At 66.3% G+C, this 18,091-nt stretch carries 15 protein-coding genes and 5 tRNA genes; 18 read left to right on the forward strand and 2 right to left on the reverse strand.

The window, feature by feature from the left end; translation table 11 throughout:
- The first annotated feature begins 95 nt into the window (after positions 1-95).
- From ACQY8B_RS04355 to ACQY8B_RS04385, 7 genes are all read left to right on the forward strand, one after another.
- A complete protein-coding gene (locus ACQY8B_RS04355; protein ID WP_422085572.1) occupies positions 96-548 on the forward strand; it encodes an RbsD/FucU family protein in 453 nt (150 codons plus the stop codon).
- Positions 549-554: 6 nt separating this feature from the next.
- Entirely contained in the window at positions 555-1,502 is a 948-nt protein-coding gene (locus ACQY8B_RS04360; RefSeq protein ID WP_422085573.1) for a ribokinase, read from the forward strand.
- Between the two features lie 25 nt (positions 1,503-1,527).
- Positions 1,528-2,580: an ABC transporter permease gene (locus ACQY8B_RS04365; RefSeq protein WP_422085574.1), complete on the forward strand. Its 1,053-nt coding sequence runs from the start codon at positions 1,528-1,530 to the stop codon at positions 2,578-2,580.
- A 13-nt stretch (positions 2,581-2,593) separates the two neighbouring features.
- Positions 2,594-3,598: a substrate-binding domain-containing protein gene (locus ACQY8B_RS04370; RefSeq protein WP_422085575.1), complete on the forward strand. Its 1,005-nt coding sequence runs from the start codon at positions 2,594-2,596 to the stop codon at positions 3,596-3,598.
- A gap of 11 nt (positions 3,599-3,609) precedes the next feature.
- Positions 3,610-5,187 carry a sugar ABC transporter ATP-binding protein gene (locus ACQY8B_RS04375; RefSeq protein WP_422085576.1) on the forward strand — a complete coding sequence of 526 codons (1,578 nt, stop codon included), beginning with the start codon at positions 3,610-3,612 and terminating at the stop codon, positions 5,185-5,187.
- The gene (locus ACQY8B_RS04380) at positions 5,184-6,236 is read left to right on the forward strand and encodes an ABC transporter permease (RefSeq protein ID WP_422085577.1); all 1,053 of its coding nucleotides are present in this window, start codon (positions 5,184-5,186) and stop codon (positions 6,234-6,236) included. The genes ACQY8B_RS04375 and ACQY8B_RS04380 overlap by 4 nt, the downstream gene beginning before the upstream one ends.
- Positions 6,237-6,387: 151 nt before the next feature.
- A complete protein-coding gene (locus ACQY8B_RS04385) occupies positions 6,388-9,996 on the forward strand; it encodes an indolepyruvate ferredoxin oxidoreductase family protein (protein ID WP_422085578.1) in 3,609 nt (1,202 codons plus the stop codon).
- A gap of 10 nt (positions 9,997-10,006) precedes the next feature.
- On the opposite strand, the gene ACQY8B_RS04390 is transcribed toward ACQY8B_RS04385, so the two are convergent.
- Positions 10,007-10,960, reverse strand: coding sequence for a phosphate acetyltransferase (locus tag ACQY8B_RS04390; protein WP_422085579.1), 954 nt, complete (start codon positions 10,958-10,960; stop codon positions 10,007-10,009).
- Positions 10,961-11,095: 135 nt separating this feature from the next.
- Between ACQY8B_RS04390 and ACQY8B_RS04395 the strand changes: the two genes are divergently transcribed.
- The 6 genes from ACQY8B_RS04395 (at position 11,096) to ACQY8B_RS04420 (ending at position 11,972) form a co-directional block, all read left to right on the forward strand.
- Entirely contained in the window at positions 11,096-11,305 is a 210-nt protein-coding gene (locus ACQY8B_RS04395; RefSeq protein ID WP_422085580.1) for a hypothetical protein, read from the forward strand.
- A gap of 208 nt (positions 11,306-11,513) precedes the next feature.
- Positions 11,514-11,590: transfer RNA gene (locus ACQY8B_RS04400), tRNA-Leu, on the forward strand.
- 20 nt (positions 11,591-11,610) lie between these two features.
- Positions 11,611-11,688, forward strand: a tRNA-Pro gene (locus ACQY8B_RS04405).
- 24 nt (positions 11,689-11,712) lie between these two features.
- A tRNA-Trp gene (locus ACQY8B_RS04410) sits at positions 11,713-11,788 on the forward strand.
- A gap of 8 nt (positions 11,789-11,796) precedes the next feature.
- A tRNA-Gln gene (locus ACQY8B_RS04415) sits at positions 11,797-11,872 on the forward strand.
- A 26-nt stretch (positions 11,873-11,898) separates the two neighbouring features.
- Positions 11,899-11,972: transfer RNA gene (locus tag ACQY8B_RS04420), tRNA-Cys, on the forward strand.
- 43 nt (positions 11,973-12,015) lie between these two features.
- Here the strand turns inward: ACQY8B_RS04420 and ACQY8B_RS04425 are convergent.
- Positions 12,016-12,177 carry a hypothetical protein gene (locus tag ACQY8B_RS04425; protein WP_422085581.1) on the reverse strand — a complete coding sequence of 54 codons (162 nt, stop codon included), beginning with the start codon at positions 12,175-12,177 and terminating at the stop codon, positions 12,016-12,018.
- A 240-nt stretch (positions 12,178-12,417) separates the two neighbouring features.
- Here ACQY8B_RS04425 and ACQY8B_RS04430 point away from each other — a divergent pair, with 240 nt between their 5' ends.
- From ACQY8B_RS04430 to ACQY8B_RS04450, 5 genes are all read left to right on the forward strand, one after another.
- Positions 12,418-13,071, forward strand: a complete 654-nt coding sequence (locus ACQY8B_RS04430) for an SIR2 family NAD-dependent protein deacylase (protein ID WP_428745000.1) — start codon at positions 12,418-12,420, stop codon at positions 13,069-13,071.
- Positions 13,072-13,472: 401 nt separating this feature from the next.
- Positions 13,473-13,955, forward strand: a complete 483-nt coding sequence (locus tag ACQY8B_RS04435; RefSeq protein ID WP_422085583.1) for an Hcp family type VI secretion system effector — start codon at positions 13,473-13,475, stop codon at positions 13,953-13,955.
- Between the two features lie 41 nt (positions 13,956-13,996).
- A complete protein-coding gene (locus ACQY8B_RS04440; protein ID WP_422085584.1) occupies positions 13,997-17,170 on the forward strand; it encodes a type VI secretion system Vgr family protein in 3,174 nt (1,057 codons plus the stop codon).
- 4 nt (positions 17,171-17,174) lie between these two features.
- Positions 17,175-17,618, forward strand: coding sequence for a hypothetical protein (locus tag ACQY8B_RS04445; RefSeq protein ID WP_422085585.1), 444 nt, complete (start codon positions 17,175-17,177; stop codon positions 17,616-17,618).
- Positions 17,619-17,642: 24 nt separating this feature from the next.
- Positions 17,643-18,086, forward strand: coding sequence for a DcrB-related protein (locus ACQY8B_RS04450; protein ID WP_422085586.1), 444 nt, complete (start codon positions 17,643-17,645; stop codon positions 18,084-18,086).
- The last annotated feature ends 5 nt before the right edge of the window (positions 18,087-18,091 follow it).

Consider the following 18,091-nt stretch of genomic DNA (forward strand, 5'->3'; position numbering starts at 1 on the left):
AAGGGAAATCCCCAAATAGCAAACGTTTGCGCAAACGTTTTCTTTACCTAAGATCGCAATCGCGACAGCCGTTCCATTTCGAGGAGACAGACCGCATGCTGAAGTCCATTCATCCGCTGCTCAACGCGGACGTGCTCTACGCCCTGCGCGCCATGGGCCATGGCGACGAACTGGTGCTGTGCGACGCCAATTTCCCGGCCGACTCGGTCGCACGCCAGACCGCGCTGGGCCGGTTGCTGCGCATCGACGGCGTGGGCACCACCGAAGCGGCGCGCGCCATTCTTTCGGTGCTGCCGCTGGACAACGCGGTGGACGATCCGGCGCGGCGCATGGAAATCATGGGCCAGCCGAGCGAGATTCCGCCGGTGCAGCTGGAAATGCAGCGCGAGATCGATGCGGCAGAAGGGCGCCCACGGCCGATGGGGTCCATCGATCGCTTCGCCTTCTACGAGGCCGCGCGCCGCGCGTACTGCGTGATCGCCACCGGCGAGCGCCGCTTCTACGGCTGCTTCGTGTTCAAGAAGGGCGTGCTCGCCCCCGAGGCCTGAATCGCGATGAACGCCTTTTCCTCGCAGCAGCAAGGCGTGGCCGTGCTCGGCATCTTCGTTGCGGACCTCGCCTTCCGCGCGGCTGATCTTCCGGGCGTCGGCCAGACCATCGCCGGCTCCGGCTTTGCCATGGGCCCCGGCGGCAAGGGCTCGAACCAGTCGGTGGCGGCGGCGCGCGCAGGCGCGCAGGTGACCTTCATCTCCAAGCTCGGACAGGACTCCTTCGGCGCCAACGCGCTCGCACTGTGGGAGCAGGAAGGCATCACGCCGCGCGTGCCGCAGGTGACGACGCAGCCGACCGGCGCGGCTTTCATCTACGTGCACGAGGTCACGGGCGCCAACGCCATCATCGTGGTGCCCGGCGCGGCGGCGCTCATCGATACCGACGACGTGGATGCCGCCGCCGATGCCATCCGCGGCGCCCGCGTGTTCGTCACGCAACTGGAGCAGCCCGCCGGCGCCGCGCAGCGCGGCCTGGAACTCGCGCGTGCGGCAGGCACGGTGACGGTGTTCAACCCCGCGCCCGCGTTGCCCTTCGACGATGCCGTGTACCCGCTGTGCGACTACATCACGCCGAACGAGCATGAAGCCGCCGCGCTGAGCGGCATTGCCGTCGAGACCATCGAGGACGCGCGCCGGGCAGGCGACTTCTTTCTTTCCAAGGGGGTGGGCTGCGCGCTCATCACGCTCGGAGACAAGGGCGCGCTGCTGCACAGCGCAAACCAGTCGGTGCACCTGCCCGTGTTCCATGCCGGCGCGGTGAAGGAAACGGCCGGCGCGGGCGATGCCTTCAACGGCGGCTTCGCGGCCGCGCTGGCCGAAGGCGCGTCGCCGCTGGAGGCCGCGCGTTTCGGCTCCGCCGTGGCGGCCATTTCGGTCACGCGCGCGGGCACCGCGCCGTCGATGCCCACCCGCGCCGAGGTCGATGCGCTGCTGGGCCGGGCGGCAGCCTGAACCGCGAACCGCAAAGGAGTCTTTCGTGAAATTCAGGTTCTCGGACCGCGAGCTCAACTTCCTGGTCGGCATCAACGTCGCGATCCTCGTGGTCGCCACCGTGCTTTCAAAGGGCGACTTCCTCGACGTCTACAACTTCCAGTCGATGGGCGGCCAACTGCCCGAACTCGGCCTGCTCGCCATGGGCGTTGCGCTGTCGATGATCTCCGGCAACGGCGGCATCGACCTCTCCGGCGTGGCGCTGGCCAACCTCTCGGGGGTGGTGGCCGCCACGCTGGCACCGATGCTGGTGCAGCCCGATGCCTCGCCGTGGCTCTACACCGGCGCCTTCGCGGCCATTGCGATAGCGGTGGGGCTGGCGGGCGGGCTGCTCAACGGCGTGCTGATCGCGCGCGTCGGCCTCACGCCCATTCTCTGCACGCTGGGCACGCAACTGGTCTACACCGGACTGGCGGTGGTGCTTACCGGAGGCTCCAGCCTGCGCGTGGGCAATGCGGAGCCGCTCTCGGCCATCGGCAACGAGACGGTGCTGGGCGTGCCGATTCCTTTCGCGATCTTCGTGGTGATGCTGCTGGCCATCGGCTGGCTGCTCAAGCAGAGCCCGTTCGGCATCCGGCTCTTCCTGCTGGGCACCAATGCCAAGGCGGCGCGCTACGCGGGCATTCCGCAAGGCCGCATGCTGATTGCCACGTATGCGCTGTGCGGCGTGCTGGCGGCGGTGGCGGGCGTGATCATCGCGGCCCGCACGGCCAGCGTGAAGTCGGACTACGGCAATTCCTACCTGCTGATCGCGATCCTCATCACGGTGATGGCGGGCGTGCGGCCGCAGGGCGGCTACGGGCGAATGGTGTGCCTGTTCTTCTCGGCCGTGGCGCTGCAGCTGTTGTCGAGCACCTTCAACCTGCTGGGCATCTCCAACTTCTTCCGCGATTGCGCCTGGGGCCTGCTGCTGCTGTTCTTCCTGGCATCGGCACGCTTGAGCCTGAGCGACCTGCGCAGCTTCATTTCCGTTTCGCGCACCAGCGCACCGCCGCATCAGCCCCCTCCTGGCGCGACGCAGAGAACCACCGAGGGCTAGGAGACAAACGAACATGCTGAAGAAAACCAAGATCGCCTGCTCCGTGCTGGCACTGGGCACCGTGGCTTTCGCGTCGGCGCTTCATGCGCAGGGCAAGCCGCAGGACATCGTCACCGTGGTGAAGATCACCGGCATCAGCTGGTTCAACCGCATGGAAGTGGGCGTGAAGGAGTTCGGCGCGAGCACGCCGGGCGTCGCCACGCGCCAGATCGGCCCGGCCCAGTCAGACGCCGCGCAACAGCAGCGCCTGGTGGAAGACCTGGTGGCCAAGAAGGTCGACGCCATCGCGGTCGTGTCGATGGACCCGCCCACGCTGGAGCCGGTGCTCAAGCGCGCGATGGAGCGCGGCATCAAGGTCGTCACGCACGAGGCCGACAACCAGAAGAACACCATGGTCGACATCGAGGCCTTCGACAACACGGCCTACGGCGCGCGCATCAACGAGCGCCTGGCCGCCTGCATGGGCCAGCAGGGCAAGTGGACTTCGCTGGTCGGCTCGCTGGGCAGCCAGTCGCAGGTGCAGTGGGCCGACGGCGGCGCGGCGAACGCGAAGAAGTACCCCAAGATGCAGCTGGTCGACGCCAAGAACGAATCGCTCAACGACGCCGAGAAGGCCTACGGCAAGGCCAAGGAAATGCTGCGCAAGTATCCGGACCTGAAGGGCTTCCAGGGCTCGTCCTCGCTGGACGTGCTGGGCATCGGACGCGCGGTGGAAGAGGCCGGCCTGCAGGGCAAGGTCTGCGTGTTCGGCACCGGCCTGCCCAGCGAAGCGGCCAAGTTCCTGGAGTCGGGCGCGGTCGGCGGCATCGCCTTCTGGGATCCGAAGGACGCCGGCATCGTCATGAACAAGGCGGCCAAGATGCTGCTCGACGGCAAGACCATCACCGAGGGCACCGACATGGGCGTGCCGGGCTACAACAAGGTTTCGGTGAAGAAGGGGCCGGGCGTCGGCATCGTCGTCACGGGCCAGGCCTGGGTCGAGGTCGACAAGCAGAACTACAAGAAGTACGCCTTCTGAGCCTGCGAGCCATGAACCTTGCAGCGCCCTCTACCCACGCCCCGGCCGCGCCGGCGGGGCGCCGCGTCTTTCTCGAGGTGCAGGACGTGCACAAGCGCTTCGCGGGCGTGCACGCGCTGCGCGGCATCGACCTGACGATCGAGGCAGGCGAGATCTACCACCTGCTCGGCGAGAACGGCTGCGGCAAGAGCACGCTGATCAAGATCATCTCGGGCGCGCAGCCCCCGAGCCAGGGCCGCATCGTGATCGATGGCAGGCCGTACGAATCGCTGTCGCCGCTGCAGGCGCTCGCGCTGGGCATCGAGACGGTCTACCAGGACCTGTCGCTGCTGCCGAACATGACCGTGGCCGAGAACGTCGCGCTCAGCGAGCAGCTTGTCGCCACCGGCGGCAGGCTGGCGCGGCGCTTCGACCGCAAGGCGCTGGCGGCCACCGCCGCACGCGCGCTGCAGGCGGTGAAGCTGCCGACCGATGCGGCGTTCCTTGCGCGGCGCGTGGACGAAATGCCCATTGCCACGCGGCAGCTCGTGGCCATCGCGCGTGCAGTGGCCACGCGCGCGCGCATGGTCATCATGGACGAACCCACAACCTCGCTCACGCAGAAGGAGGTGGACAACCTCGTCCACGTGGTGGAGGCGCTGCGGGGGCAGGGCGTGGCCGTGCTGTTCGTGAGCCACAAGCTCGACGAGTGCATCGCCATGGGCGGCCAGGCCATCGTTTTCCGCGACGGCACGAAGGTGGCGCAGGGCCCGATCCGTGACTTCACCAAGGCCGAACTCGCACACTGGATGACCGGCAAGCACCTCGACGGCGAGCGCTACCGCCACGGCTCGCACGGCGGCGAAGAGCTGCTGAAGGTGGAATCGCTGGGCCGCGGCGCGCAGTTCAGCGACGTGAGCTTCACGCTGCGCAAGGGAGAGATCCTCGGCGTGACCGGGCTGCTCGACTCCGGCCGCAACGAGCTGGCGCTGGCGCTGGCAGGCGTTCAGGCCGCCGACCGCGGGCGCGTGCTGCTCGACGCACGGGAGATCTCGCTGAAGACGCCCACCGACGGCATCCGCCAGGGCATCGGCTACGTGCCCGAAGACCGCCTGAGCGAGGGCCTGTTCCTCGACAAGCCGATTCGCGACAACATCGTCACCGCAGTGCTCGACCGCCTGCGGGGGCGCTTCGGCGCGCTCGACGCGCGGCAGTGCCAGGCGCTGGCCGAGCGCACCGTGGCCGATCTGCAGATCGCCACGCCCGACGTGGACCGGCCGGTGCAGTCGCTGTCGGGCGGCAACCAGCAGCGCGTGCTCATCGGGCGCTGGCTGGCCATCGGGCCGCGCGTGCTGATCCTGCACGGCCCCACCGTGGGCGTGGACGTGGGCTCCAAGGACACCATCTACCGCATCGTGCAGCGGCTGGCCGAGCAGGGGCTGGGCGTGATCCTGGTGAGCGACGACCTGCAGGAGCTGCTGCAGAACTGCGACCGCATCCTGCTGATGCGCAAGGGCCGCATCGCCAACGACTTCGACGCGCCGGGGCTCGCCGAGAGCGATCTCTATCACGCGCTGGTTTCAGACACACCTTCCCCCGCATTCTCATGACGGCTTCCACCATGCAAGCGCATTCCGCGCCGGCCACGCCGGAATCGGCCCCGCCCCCGCCAGAGGCGCGGGTCTCTCTGCGCGGCTGGCTCGCGCAGCGCCCCTCGGTCTTCACGCTGGCGCTGATCGTGCTGGCGAGCCTGGCGGTCGGCGCCATCAACCCGAGCTTTTTCCAGCTGCCCGTGCTGTTCGACATCGTGCGCGCCTGCACGGTGCTGGGTCTGTTCGCGCTGGGCGTGCTGATCGTGCTGGCGGCCGGCGGCATCGACGTGTCGTTCGCGGCCATTGCCGCGCTCACCATGTACAGCATCACCAAGCTGGTGCTGAACTACTTTCCGGAAGCGCCCATCGCGCTGCTGCTGGTCGCCGGTGCCGCGAGCGGCGCGCTGCTGGGGGTGCTCAACGGGCTGCTGGTGCACTGGCTCAAGGCGCCTTCGCTGATCGTGACCATCGGCACGCAGTACCTGTACCGGGGCATTCTGCTGACCTTCGTGGGCACCGTGTTCTTCATGAACGTGCCGGCACCCATGGACGCCTTCGGCAAGCTGGCGCTCTGGCGCTTCGACACGCCGCAGGGCCTGCACGCGGTGCTGCCCGCGACCGTGCTGGTGCTCGCCTTCGCGGCGGTGCTGACATGGTGGCTGCTGAACCGCACGCTGATCGGGCGCGCGGTGTACGCCATCGGCGGCAGCCTCCCGATCGCGGAGCGGCTCGGCTACAACCTGCGCACGGTGCATGTCTTCGTGTTCGCGTACGCGGGCTTCCTGTCGGGGCTGGCGGGCATCGTGCACGTGTCGAGCACGCGGCTGGCGAACCCGTTCGACCTGGTGGGCAACGAGCTGGACGTGATCGCCGCCGTGATCCTGGGCGGCGCGCGCATCACCGGCGGCAGCGGCACGGTGGGCGGCACGCTGCTGGGCGTGGTGCTGGTCACGCTGATCAACAACGTGCTCATCATGGCCGGCGTGCCCAGCACCTGGCAGAAGGTGATCATCGGGGCGTTCATCCTGGTGGCGGGCGGCTTCTTTGCGATGCGCAAGCAGGACTGAGCTTGAAGCGTCGGACTTTCTCGGGATTTGGACAATCAGAGAATAAGAAGAGCTTTTTGTGCTTTTTTGAAGTGGTTTCTTCTCCAAACAAGGGTCTTCGCTAGTGCATTGAAGAAGCACTTCCCCGGAGCGCGGCAGAACAATTCCGGGCATGAACGCCCCACACAACGCGACCGCGCTCAGGCGGCCCGGCTACCAGCTTTCCGACAACCTCTGGGCCCCCTCGGGCTCGGTCTTCATCACCGGCACCCAGGCGCTGATCCGCGTGCTGGTGATGCAGGGCTGGCGCGACGCGGCGCGCGGCCTGCATACCCAGGGCTTCGTCAGCGGCTACCGCGGCTCGCCGCTGGGCATGGTCGACCAGGCCATCTGGAAGGCGGGCGAGCGCTTCAAGCAGACCGGCATCCGCTTCGTGCCTGCCGTGAACGAAGAGCTTGCGGCCACGCAGGTGCTGGGCACGCAGCGTGTCGAGTCAGACCCCGAGCGCACCGTCGATGGCGTGTTCGCCATGTGGTACGGCAAGGGCCCGGGCGTGGACCGCGCGGGCGATGCGCTCAAGCACGGCAACGCGTATGGCTCGTCGCCGCACGGCGGCGTGCTGGTGGTGGCGGGCGACGACCACGGCTGCGTGTCGTCGTCGATGCCGCACCAGAGCGACCACGCCTTCATGGCCTGGCGCATGCCGGTCATGCAGCCCTCCTGCGTGGCCGAGTACCTGGAGTTCGGCCTGTACGGCTATGAGCTGTCGCGCTATTCGGGCGCGTGGGTCGGCATGGCGGCGCTGTCGGAAGTGGTCGAGAGCGCGGGCACGGTGGACCTGGACGTGGTCAACGCGCGCGTCGAGGCCTGGGAAGACGCCGACACCGTGCGTGCCGCCACCGGCCACAGCGCGCCGGCGGACGGCCTGCACTACCGCTGGCCCGACCTGCCGTCGCTGCGCATCGAGTCGCGGCTCGAAGACAAGCTCGCGGCCGTGGCCGCCTTCACCAGGCGCAACAGCATCGACCGCGACGTGATCGTGAGCGAGCACGCCAAGGTGGGCATCGTCACCTGCGGCAAGGCGCACCATGACCTGATGGAAGTGCTGCGCCGGCTCGAACTCTCGCCGGAGCAACTGGCCCGCGCCGGCGTGCGGCTCTACAAGATCGGCCTGAGCTTTCCCGTCGAGCAGACGCGCATCAAGGCCTTTGCGAAGGGGCTCGAAGAAATTCTCATCGTCGAGGAGAAGGGCGCCGTCGTCGAGACGCAGTTGCGCGACATCTTCTACAACGCACCGCCCGATGCCCGCCCCGTGCTCGTGGGCAAGCACGACCGCGACGGCCAGCCGCTGGTGTCGGCGCTCGGCGAGCTGCGGCCGTCGAGGCTCATCGAGCTGGTCGCGCACTGGCTGGCGGTGCACTTTCCCGACAACCGCGACCTGGGCGACCACCTGCAGCATGTGCGCGACTTCACGCCGCCCGAACTGCTGGGCAATGCGAGCGATGCAGTGAAGCGCGTGCCGTATTTCTGCGCCGGCTGCCCGCACAACACCAGCACCAAGGTGCCCGAAGGCTCCACCGCGCGCGCGGGCATCGGCTGCCACTTCATGGCCAACTGGATGGACCGCAGCACGGCGGGGCTGATCCAGATGGGCGGGGAGGGCGTCGACTGGATCTCGCACGCCATGTTCACCAGGACGCCGCACGTGTTCCAGAACCTGGGCGACGGCACCTACTACCACTCGGGCTACCTCGCCATCCGGCAGGCCGTGGCGGCCAAGGCCACGCTCACCTACAAGATCCTGTTCAACGATGCGGTCGCGATGACGGGTGGCCAGCCCGTGGACGGCGTCATCAGCGTGGACGCCATCGCGCGGCAGGTGGAATCGGAAGGCGTGAGCAAGGTCGTGGTGGTGAGCGATGCGATCGGCAAGTACGACGACATCAAAGGGCGCTTTCCGCAAGGCACCGAGTTCCACGACCGCGCCGCGCTCGACGACGTGCAGTGCCGCCTGCGCGAGATGCAGGGCGTGACGGTGCTGATCTACGAACAGACCTGCGCCGCCGAGAAGCGCCGCCGCCGCAAGAAGGGCGAACTGGCCGATCCGCCCAAGCGCCTTTTCATCAACGAGGCAGTGTGCGAAGGCTGCGGCGACTGCACCGTGCAGAGCAATTGCGTGGCGGTGCTGCCGCAGGAAACCCCGATGGGCCGCAAGCGCAAGATCGACCAGACCAGCTGCAACAAGGACTACTCCTGCGCCAAGGGCTTCTGCCCCAGCTTTGTTGGCGTTACGGGCGGCAAGCTGCGCCGCAAGAGCGGTGCACTGGCGGCGGGACGCGATGCGTTCCTGCATCGCGTGGGTGCCTTGCCGCATCCGGCCGCGCACGCATGGAGCGCGCCCTACGACCTGCTCGTGACCGGCGTGGGCGGCACCGGCGTGGTGACGGTCGGCGCGGTCATTGCGATGGCCGCGCACCTGGAAGGCAAGGCCGCCAGCGTGCTCGACTTCATGGGCTTCGCGCAGAAGGGCGGCTCGGTGCTGAGCTTCGTGCGGCTGGCCGATTCGCGCGAGCGGCTGCACCAGGTGCGCATCGACACGCAACAGGCCGATGCCATCCTGGCCTGCGACGTGGTGGTGGGCGCATCGGCCGATGCGCTGCAGACCGTGCGGCACGGTCGCACGCGGGTGCTCGCGAACATCCACGAGATTCCGGTGGCCGAGTCGCTGCGCAACCCGGATGCGGATCTGCACGTGGACCTGCTGCTGGAGAAGATGCGCTTCGTGGCGGGCGAAGACCAGGTCGAGACTTTCGATGCGCAGAGCCTGGCGGAAGAGTTCCTCGGCGACACGTTGGCGGCGAACATCGTGGCGACCGGCTACGCATGGCAGCGCGGGCTGGTGCCGCTGAGCCTGGAGGCGCTGATGCATGCGATCGAGCTCAACGGCGTGGCGGTGGCCGCGAACCAGTCGGCGTTTTCGCTGGGGCGGCTGGCGGCCGGAGACCCTGCGGCGCTCGACCAACTGCGCGCCGCGCCTGCAGATGCGCAGTCATCGCAGGCCGATGAGCTTCCGCTCGACATGCTGATCGCCGATGCGCGCCGCCATTTGACCGGCTACCAGAACGCCGCATGGGCGGATCGCTTCGAAACGCGCATCCGCAGCCTGCAGGCACGCGAGGCCGCATTGCAGGGTGGTGATGCAAGCCTGCCCTTCACGCGAAATGCCGCGCGCAGCCTGCTCAAGCTCATGAGCTACAAGGACGAGTACGAGGTGGCGCGGCTCTACACCGACGGTGCATTCCTGAAGAAGCTCTCGGAGCAGTTCGAAGGCGAGCTGAAGCTCGAATTCCACATGGCGCCGCCGGTGGTGGCACGCGGCGCGCACGGGCGAGCGCCCGCCAAGATCCGCATCGGCAGCTGGATGCTGCCCGCGATGCGATGGCTTGCGCATGGCAAGCGGCTGCGCGGCACCGCGTTCGACCCCTTCGGCCGTACAGGCGAGCGGCGTGCCGAGCGTGAGTTGATCGCGCATTTCGACGGGCTCTTCGATGCGATGGCGGGCGAACTGTCAGCCGACAACCAGGCGCTGGCCGCACGCATTGCCGCGCTGCCGATGTCGATTCGCGGCTTCGGGCACGTCAAGCTCGCGAACCTCGAAGCCGCGCAAGTGCGTGAGGCGGAGTTGCTGCATCGCTTTGCGCCGGCGCGCTATGCGAAGCCGGCGTCCGCATCGGGCGCGGGCCAGATCCGCGGCATTGCGATCGTAGCCGGCGCGCGCTGACTGTCGTCGTTCAGCCGACCGCCTTGATGAGCTTGTCGCGGCCTGCCTTGGCAAGCATGGAGGCGACCGCGCAGGAGGCGAGCCGGGCCGATTCGGAATCGGCCCGGCTCGTGAGGATCACCGGCACCTTGGTGCCCAGCACGATGCCCGCCGCATAAGCACCGCCGAGAAAAGTCAGGCTCTTCGCGAGCATGTTGCCGGCATCGAGGTCGGGCACGATCAGCACATTGGCGCGGCCCGCTACCGGCGAATTGATGCCCTTGATGCGCGCGGCCTCGGCATCGATGGCGTTGTCCATGGCCAGCGGACCGTCGAGCACCGCGCCGCTGATCTGGCCTCGGTCGGCCATCTTGCACAGCACGGCCGCATCGAGCGTCGACGGCACCTTCGCGTTGACCGTCTCCGTGGCGGACAGTATCGCCACGCGAACCGCGGGCATCTGCAGTGCGTGCGCAAGATCGATCGCGTTCTGCACGATGTCGACTTTCTCTTCGAGCGTGGGCGCGATGTTGATGGCCGCGTCCGAAATGATCAGCGGCTGCACATGGCCCGGCACGTCCATCACGAAGCAATGGCTGATGCGGCGCGAGGTGCGCAGGCCGCCTTCGCGGCGCACCACCGCGCCCATCAGTTCGTCGGTGTGCAGGCTGCCTTTCATCAATGCATCGACCTCGCCGCGCAAGGCCATCGCGACCGCTGCATCGGCCGCAGCGTGGCTGTGCGGCGCATCGACGATCGTGGTGTTCGAGAGATCGATGCCGACCTCTTGCGCCGCCGCTTCTATCTTTGCCCGCGGACCAACCAGCGTTGGCGCGATGAGGCCCAGGGCGGCTGACGAGAAGGCCGCTTCGAGCGACACGGCATTGGCCGGATGAACCACCGCGACGCGCAACGGCGGCAGGCCGCGTGCGGCGGAGATCAGGCGGTCGTAGTGCGGATGTGCAGCGAGAGACGAAGACGCCATGCGGGCTCCTGGAGATGAAGGGGAAGGAATGCGTTGCCGCAACGGTACTTGAAAATTTTTTTGCTCAAGGTTGTTGACGGTTGTGTAAAGACTATTTACAGTCCAAACCCACTCGACACCAACAGGACACACATCGTGAAAGCCGCACAGATCCGCATCTACAGCACTTGCCCCGCATCAGGGAACGTGTTCGTGCGTGTCGCGTCGCGTGCTGGCCTCGGCTTTGGCCTGCTGCCGTCGCAGCAGCAACTCGAGCAGTCCCTGTATCCGATGCAGAACCCGCAGGCCAATCTGTGGCCGTGCGATTGCGAGGATCAGATGCAACCGGGTGGAGGAAGCGCGTAGTCGCAGACCTCCCAAGCTCTCTCGAAAAGAGGCCCGGACACCGCAAGGTTCCGGGCCTCTTTGTTTTTCTTTTCACTCATTTCTCAAGCAGCGATCGTGCTGCATGACACCGGGCTTCGGCCCCGTGAATGCTCATTAAAAAATTCGCAAGCACCGAAGCGAGACCGGCCACTGGAACGGATCGTCGCCTCACATCATTTTTCATTCAGCCCTGGTGACGCAATTGGTAGACGTGTCCGCCTTAGAAGCGGAATTCTGGGAGTTCGAGTCTCCCCTGGGGCACCAATTTTCTTTCTCTGATTTTTCTGGGTGTACTGTCAATCTGGTAGACGGCCTGCCTTGGAAGCAGGAGGCTGCAGGTTCAAATCCTGCCACCCAGACCATCTCTCTTTTCTTCGCTTTTCCACGCGTGTGTAGCTCAACTGGCAGAGCACTGGACTCCAAACCCAACGGTTGAAGGTTCGAATCCTTCCGCGCGCGCCATCCCTTACCGGCCCTTCGCCTAGTGGTCCAAGGCACCGGGTTTTGATCCCGGCATCCAAGGTTCGAATCCTTGAGGGTCTGCCAGTTTTTCTGCAACAGCTGTCTTGTTCGGCGCGATAGCAAAGCGGCAATGCAGCGGATTGCAAATCCGCACAGTCCGGTTCGACTCCGGATCGCGCCTCCATTCCCGCAACGTTCTCAATCCGGTCGATGAATGAATAGACTGCCTACTTGAGCAGCGCGGCGATGTCCTTGGCCGCCGGCGCCAGCTTCTTGCATTCGGCGGCACTGGGCTTCTTGATGGGTTCTACCGCCGGCGTCGTGCCGGCCGCCAGGCTCAACAAGGCGGCAATGGGTGGCAGCGTGCGTTGAAGATAGGGGCGTTTCATGGATCCGGTCCTCCTTGCAATTGATAGGGTTCCACCGCGCATTGCATCGCACGAGTGGATGAATGGCGGTCGCTGGAACGGCGCGAATATAGCGAAGCGGACAGCTTCGAATTGCACTGAAAAAGTTGTCCTCGGCCGGTTTGCGTGCTGCACTTGCGTCTTTCTGATCCAAACCAGCGAAAGAGAAAAATGAGATCCGATATCCGGCCCGAAAAAATCGTTGTCCTCTCCGGCTCCGGCGTGAGCGCAGAAAGCGGCCTGCCGACATTCCGGGACGCCAAGGGCTTGTGGAACACCTATGCCTGGCAGGAACTGGCCAGCCCCGAAGGCTGGCAGAAGCACCCCGAGGCGGTGCTCGCCTTCTACAACGAGCGCCGGCAGAAGGCATGGCAGGCACAACCTAACGCAGCGCACATCGCCATCGCATCGCTCGAGCAGGCGTATGAAGTGGTCATCGTCACGCAGAACGTCGATGCGCTCCACGAGCGCGCGGGTTCGCGCAACGTGGTGCACCTGCACGGCCAGCTTGCGTATGTGCGCGGCTCTTCCGGTGCACAGCCGAAGCGCTATCGTGTCGACGGCGATCCGATCGCGATGGGGCAGCGCTGCGAAGACGGTACGCAACTGCGGCCCGACATCGTGTGGTTTGGCGAATCCGTCGAGAACTTCGAGGCAGCAGAGGCACATGTGGAAAGCGCGGCGCGCGTGCTGGTAGTGGGCACGTCTCTCACCGTGAACCCTGCCGCATCGCTGGTGCGCTATGCGGACCGCTCGGCGCAGAAGGTGCTGGTCGCGCTGGACATGGAGGCCGTGCCGCATGGCTTCACTTTTCTGCAGGGCAAGGCTACGGATGTGGTGCCTGCACTGGTGAGCGATTGGCTTTCGGGTCGATGAGAGAGCTTTTTTTTCGTCTCTTGCCTGGTGGATGACCACCCCGCGCAGTGCCTGTAGTTCTTTCTGCGCATGCCGTTTGGCACTGGCCGGGCGCGGGGGCCTCGCTTAAGGTGTGAGCCTTGCAAACGCGATGCGGTGCGGACCGACTGCACCTCGCAGACCATTTGGCTCATTGCATCTTTGCGACACTGTTTCGATTTGATCGAATGGGCAGTGGGCACGAACGGATTCGAAGGCGCGATGTAATGCGAAAGCGTTGTGCCTGAAAGATGAGCCGATCCCGCTGTGTCACCAGCGCCGGCGCCATCGGGTTGTGATTCGCTGCCGTCCTGCTGCAAGGGCAAGGCGGCTGGTTCCACGGTGCCCTGCATGGGCACGCAATTTCTGAGGGAGTTGATCTCATGGCAGTAGACATGTTCATGCGCGTCGAGGGCGCGAACGGCGAATCGAAAGATTCGAACCACAAGGAGTGGAGCGACATCAAGTCGTTTGCGTGGGGCGCAACGCAGCCAGGAAACATGGTCAGCGGCGGCGGCGGCGGGGTTGGCAAGGCCAGCTTCAACGACCTGCAGGTGCTCGCGCGCATCGACAAGGCAGCACCGTCGGTGCTGAAGAACTGCGCGAGTGGCAAGCACCTTGGCAAGGTCGAGGTGTCGGTGTGCAAGGCCGGTGGCTCGCAGATCGAATACACGCGCATCACGCTCGAAGAGGTGCTGGTCACCTCGGTGCAGTACACCGCCGAGCAGGGCTCCGAAGCCGTGTTCGTGCAGTACGCCTTCCAGGCCGCGAAGGTGAAGCAGCAGTACTGGGAACAGACCGACAAGGGCGGCAAGGGCGCCGAGACGGTGCTGGGCTGGAACATCAAGGAAAACAAGGAAGCATGAGTTCCCATTTCCGGGTGCGTTGACCAGGGAGCTTTCCACGAATGACCCGCAGCTTCATCGCCCACAGCGCGTTGGGCGAGCGCCTGAAGTTCCGCTCGATGTCGGGACAGGAGCGAATTTCCGCACTGTTCGAGCATCGCGTGCGGCTCATCAGCGACATGCCCAACATCCAGCCCAAGCGCATGCTTGGCGAGGACATGAGCATCGAGGTGAACCTTGCAACCGAGCTCGGCGGCGCCGGCAAGCGCTTCCTGAGCGGGCAGGTCACGCGCTTTGCCTACGTGGGCAAGGACGACGGCGACATGTGCGTGTACGAGGCCACGCTGCGCCCGTGGCTGTGGTACGCCACGCGGCGCTCCGACTTCAAGATCTTCCAGTTCAAGACGGCGCCGCAGATATTGCAGGAGGTGCTCGCGCCCTACGGTTTCGCCATCGACGCGCGCCTGAGCGGCAACTACCGTACCTGGGACTACTGCGTGCAGTACTCGGAGAGCGACTTCAACTTCGTCAGCCGGCTGATGGAGCAGGAGGGCATCTACTACTTCTTCTCGCACGCGCAGGGCAGCCATCAGCTGGTGCTGTGCGACGGGCCTGATTCGCACACACCGCTGCCCAACGGCCCGGTGAAGGTGCCGTATCACGCCGGCGTGCTGGCGGCGCAGATCCTCGAGCAGGACTTCATCGACAGCTGGAGCCATGCGGAAGACATTGCTTCGGGCAACTTCGCTGCCGACGACTACGACTTCAGGAAGCCCAACGCCGAGATCGACACCGTGCGCCAGCAGCCGGCCGGCCACAGCCGCGACAACTTCGAGATCTACGACTGGCCCGGCGGCTACACCGAGCTTGGCGACGGCGAGAACTACGCGCGCCTGCGGCTGGAGCAGCTCGCCGGCCGGCGCGAACTGGTGAGCGCTGAAGGCAACCTGCGCCATATGGCACCGGGCTACCTGTTCGAGCTGGCGCGCCACCCGAACGCAGAAGACAACCGCCGCTATCTGATAGAGGCCGTGAGCTACGACTTCCAGGAGAACGCGCTGCGCGTGGTGGGCGCTGCGGACGCGGCCTACAGCGAATCGACCAGCAGCACCAGCTACCGCCAGACCTTCGATGTGCTGCCCGACAGCGCTCCCTACCGCCCCGAGCGCGTCACGCCCAGGCCGCGCACCACCGGGCCGCAGACCGCGGTGGTGGTCGGCCCCGCTGGCGAAGAGATCCACACCGACGAATACGGCCGCATCAAGGTGCAGTTCCACTGGGACCGCTATGGCCGGCGCGACGAGAACTCGTCGTGCTGGATCCGTGTGTCGCAGACCTGGGCCGGCAGCAACTACGGCGCCATGCACATACCGCGCATCGGGCAGGAGGTGATCGTCGACTTTCTCAACGGCGACCCCGACTACCCGATCGTCACCGGCTGCGTCTACAACGCCGCGCAGATGCCGCCCTGGGAGCTGCCGCGCCACAAGACCCAGACCGGCTTCCAGACCCACTGGAGCAAGGGCGGCGGCGGCAAGCACATGTTGCGCTTCGAGGACAGCCGCGGCACCGAGCACATCGAGCTTTCCACCGACCACGGCAACACCCACCTGCACATGGGCTACCTGATGAACCAGGGCTCCGGCGTGCAGCGCAGCTACGGCTTCGAGCTGCGCACCAACGAATGGGGTTCCATCCGCGCGGACAAGGGCCTTCTGCTGACGACCTACACGCAGGACTATGCGCAGCGCGTCTCGCGCGACAACCCGGACGGCCACGAGCACATGGGCGCCACGCTGGCGCAGAGCAACGCGTTGATGCAGGCGTCGGGCCAGGCCATCGCGGCCACCAAGGCACTGGTGGGCGCGATGGCGCAGGGCAAGAACCAGACGCTGATGGGGCTGGTGCAGGGCGTGCAAGCCGCGGGCGGCGTTTCGCAGGCGGTGGCGGCGCTGGCCACCGGCGGCACGCCGGAAGCGGGCGTTTCCGACAACCCCGACCCGGCCATGGCCGACGCGCAGCAGATGCTCGACCTCTCGCGCAAGATCGACAAGCCCGTGGTGTCCATCGTCAGCCCCGAGGGGCAGACCATGATCAGCCCCAAGCCCATCGTGCTGAGCTCGGGGCAGAGCGTGTCGGTGCGCGCTACCTCGGCCATGACGCTGACCACCGGCGCGCAGCTCACGCAGCTCGTCACCGGGGGCATGCTCACGCAGGTGAGCGAGGGCGGGCAGGTCAATGTGGTGTCGGGCGGCGACATCGTCTCGCACGCCAGCGCGGGCGCCGTCAACCTGGTGTCGAAGACCGATGCCTCCGTCACCTCCACCGACAGCAACGCCAACATCACCGGCCGCAAGTCGGTCGTGATCCAGGCGGCCGACCAGGACGTGTTCGTCACCGGCAAGACCAGCATCTCGCTGATCTGCGGCAAGTCGTCCATCGTGCTGCTGGCCGACGGCACGGTGAGCATCAACGGCGTGAAGGGCCTCGTCAATTTCACGGGCGAGCTCGACCAGCGCGGCAGCAAGATCTTCTTGAATTGCGAAGCGCCCATCGGCAGCCAGAACGAAGAAGCCGTGGTGGAAGACGGCGTGCCCGTGGCGCCCGCGGCCGCTGACACGTCGGCAGCGGCCTCGGAGCACGCCGTGCCCGCGGCTGCGCCGCCGGGCTACGTCACCACCGGGCTCGGCAAAGGCGTCGACGCCATCGCGGCGCGCTCGCCCACGCTGCAGAGGCAGGTCAAGTTCCTGCAGGGGCAGGGCTGGAAGATCGGCTACGGCGCGGCGGGCGGAGGCACGTATGCCAACACCAATCATGGCGTCAAGAAGATCGTGATCGACGGCAACTACGCGAGCGACCCGTACCAGACTGCCGCCTCGCTGTCGCACGAGGTCGGGCACGCGGTCTATTCGTATCGTTTCAAGCCCGACTTTTCCTCGAAGACCAAGTTCGTCAACAGCATGCTCAGCTCTGAGGGCGAGGCCGCGCTGAACCAGATACAGGTGCAGCGTGAGGTCTGGCGCGCGGCCAAGGTGGACATCCTCAAGGGCGCGGACCCCTCGAAGCTGGACGCCCTCAACGAGGCCTACAACGGCATGCTGAAGGGCGGCACCCGGGAGGCAGCGAGGGCCGCGGCCGGCAAGTACTACGGCACGCTCACCACATCGACCACCGGCGAGCAGTACACGCAGTACTACGGCAACTCCTACGACAAGAAATATGCCGGCAAGCACTGAACCCATGAATCGACAAGCCACGGCCATGACGCTCTGGCAGGCCATCGATGCGCTGGCGGCGCAGCTGCCGTTCTCCATGCAGAAGGTGGGCCGCACGTTGTCGACCACCCTGAGCGACACGCATGCCGAGGGCGGCGCCGTGTTCCAGTTCTTCGAAGGTACGCCGGTGCGCCTTGCGGATGGCACCGAGCTTGCGCGCATCGACCTGCGCATCAAGCGCGAAGGCGCGCATCCGGGCTTCCTGGTGCTGGAGCTGAAGGGGCGCTGCGTGCCTATGGCCGAAGTGCGCCAGCGCTACCCGGCGCTGGATATCACCGGCGTGCCGCGCGGGCGTTCGCTCGATGAATCTACGAGCTACACGGCCTCGCTCGGCTGGGGCCGGTTGTCGTTCGGCTTCACCGAGCGCAACCCCGACTGCCTGGCCTCGGTGGCCTTCGACCCCGCATAGAACACCCCGCAAGAAAGCAGCCTGATGAAGTACCACATCCAGGAAGGCCGGTTCGACGTGCCCGACGACGGGCGTATCGACCGCTCGATGAACGTGCTGGCCATGCCCGACGGCTCGGGCACCACGCTCATCGTGAGCCGCGACGCGCTGCGCGAGCAGGAGAGCCTGGCGCAGTTCGTCGCGCGGCAGATGAACGACCTGACGCGCCAGGTGAGCCAGCTGAAGGAGTTGTCGCGCACCGACATTGCCGTGGGACCGGCCATCGCAAGCCTGCGAGCCATCGAGCTTGCCACGCAGTTCAGGCAGAACGGGCAGGCGTTGTACCAGCGCCAGGCCGTGTTCCTGCTGCCGCAGGACCCTGTGGGCAAGGCCGTGCTCATTCTCACGGCCAGCAGCCCCGTGCCCTTCGATGCCGATGCGCTTGCGCTTTGGCAGCGCACGCTCGAGAGTTTTCAGCCCAGGGCCTGACACCT

The sequence above is a fragment of the Variovorax sp. genome (genome assembly GCF_965279555.1).
Lineage (GTDB): Bacteria > Pseudomonadota > Gammaproteobacteria > Burkholderiales > Burkholderiaceae_C > Variovorax.

Excerpts from the sequence above, each read along its gene's own strand:
- ACQY8B_RS04425 (WP_422085581.1), bottom strand. The coding sequence starts at position 12,177 with ATGAAACGCCCCTATCTTCAACGCACGCTGCCACCCATTGCCGCCTTG.
- ACQY8B_RS04370 (WP_422085575.1), top strand. The coding sequence starts at position 2,594 with ATGCTGAAGAAAACCAAGATCGCCTGCTCCGTGCTGGCACTGGGCACC.
- ACQY8B_RS04360 (WP_422085573.1), top strand. The coding sequence starts at position 555 with ATGAACGCCTTTTCCTCGCAGCAGCAAGGCGTGGCCGTGCTCGGCATC.
- ACQY8B_RS04385 (WP_422085578.1), top strand. The coding sequence starts at position 6,388 with ATGAACGCCCCACACAACGCGACCGCGCTCAGGCGGCCCGGCTACCAG.
- ACQY8B_RS04440 (WP_422085584.1), top strand. The coding sequence starts at position 13,997 with ATGACCCGCAGCTTCATCGCCCACAGCGCGTTGGGCGAGCGCCTGAAG.
- ACQY8B_RS04435 (WP_422085583.1), top strand. The coding sequence starts at position 13,473 with ATGGCAGTAGACATGTTCATGCGCGTCGAGGGCGCGAACGGCGAATCG.
- ACQY8B_RS04450 (WP_422085586.1), top strand. The coding sequence starts at position 17,643 with ATGAAGTACCACATCCAGGAAGGCCGGTTCGACGTGCCCGACGACGGG.
- ACQY8B_RS04380 (WP_422085577.1), top strand. The coding sequence starts at position 5,184 with ATGACGGCTTCCACCATGCAAGCGCATTCCGCGCCGGCCACGCCGGAA.
- ACQY8B_RS04375 (WP_422085576.1), top strand. The coding sequence starts at position 3,610 with ATGAACCTTGCAGCGCCCTCTACCCACGCCCCGGCCGCGCCGGCGGGG.
- ACQY8B_RS04445 (WP_422085585.1), top strand. The coding sequence starts at position 17,175 with ATGAATCGACAAGCCACGGCCATGACGCTCTGGCAGGCCATCGATGCG.
- ACQY8B_RS04390 (WP_422085579.1), bottom strand. The coding sequence starts at position 10,960 with ATGGCGTCTTCGTCTCTCGCTGCACATCCGCACTACGACCGCCTGATC.
- ACQY8B_RS04355 (WP_422085572.1), top strand. The coding sequence starts at position 96 with ATGCTGAAGTCCATTCATCCGCTGCTCAACGCGGACGTGCTCTACGCC.